Annotated in this window: 1 protein-coding gene; it reads right to left on the minus strand. The window is 72.2% G+C overall.

The features are described 5' to 3' along the window. Positions 1-405: 405 nt before the first annotated feature. Positions 406-1,134 carry a hypothetical protein gene (locus DQW85_RS22925; protein WP_113702195.1) on the minus strand — a complete coding sequence of 243 codons (729 nt, stop codon included), beginning with the start codon at positions 1,132-1,134 and terminating at the stop codon, positions 406-408. Between the last annotated feature and the right edge of the window lie 203 nt (positions 1,135-1,337).

Consider the following 1,337-nt stretch of genomic DNA (forward strand, 5'->3'; position numbering starts at 1 on the left):
CGCGGCGGCGCTCCAGAACAGGCGGCTGCGCCCGGCGGCCTGCCCGGGCGGGCGCGAGCGCGGCCTCGTGCTCGCCCGGCCCGTTGTGCAGGACGGAGCTGGCGTACTCGACGATCGTGACGAACCCGCCGGTGCCGTCGTTCGCGGCGCGTAGGCTTTGGTCCAACAACGCGCGGGTCCGGCCGCGTGAGCGCCCCCGCCTCCCGGGCGAGTTCGACGCGGCGGGTGGTGAGATCGTCGAGCGCGACCTCGTCCCACAGGTCCCAGCCGCGCGGCAGGCGACGGGAAGCCAGCTCGGATCGTCGACTTGGCGGAAACCGTCGACGGCGGCACGGAGCAAGGGCGCCTCGTGCTTGGCCTGGGCGGCGGCCACCGCATGCTCGGCTTTCGCGGCGGGATCAGAGGTCAGCTCAGTGGAGCGTTCGAGGAACGCGGCGGCGGCCACCACGCCGCCGCGGCGCCGCGGGCGGCCGGCCGCTCCAGCTCGTCGGCGAGGTGCTCGTCGGGCTTGTCCGCGGCCTGGGCCAGGTGCCAGATGCGCCGGTCCGGGCGGTGTTCGGTTTCGAACGCGCGGGCCGGGGCGTGGTGGGCGTGGCGTCGCTGCTCTTCGATGGCCAGCCGGTAGATCACCGATCGGACCAGCGGGTGGCGGAACCGGAGGTGGACACCGAACCGCACCAGTCCGGCGCTCTCGGCGGGTTCGACGTTACCGAGGGCGAGTCCGCCCAGCTCCGCGGCACGTCGCAGCACCTCGGTGTCGCCGAGGGGTTCGGTGCCCGCCACCATCGAGCCCAAATACGCAACCGCCTGTGGCCGATCCGCGAACGTACGCTGGAACTGGAGCAGGCCGCCCAGCGGACCGCTGACCAGGCTCCACCCGCCATTACTTGGCCGCTGATACGGCGGCGCCAAGCCGACCTGAGCCGTGAGTTCGACGCCGCTCAACGAGGCGCCCGCAGCCGCGATGTCACCATGGCCGACCAGCGCGCCCAGGCAGCTCGCGCTGCTCAAACCCGCCTGCGACAAGAGCTCGCCGCCGTCAACGACGAGACCGCGCGGCGTGCCGACCTGCCACCAGACCGACGCGACATCGAACAAGCCGCCCGCGCAGAACACGCCGAACGCCAGCGCCAAGCCGACACAGAGCCCGACCGAGGCAGACCCGCCTCCGAACGGAACCGTCAGCGCAGCCGCTCCGCTACCCACCAGGCACCCCCACAACGCGAGCGCGACAACAACGACCGTGGTCGCGACATGGGCCCCTAGGAGTGTCCTGAAGATCTTGGTGGGTGGGTCGGTATGAGCTGGCCCGTCCACTGGTTATGGAGTGGTGGCGA

The organism is Nonomuraea lactucae (genome assembly GCF_003313395.1).
In the GTDB taxonomy this organism is placed as follows: domain Bacteria; phylum Actinomycetota; class Actinomycetes; order Streptosporangiales; family Streptosporangiaceae; genus Nonomuraea; species Nonomuraea lactucae.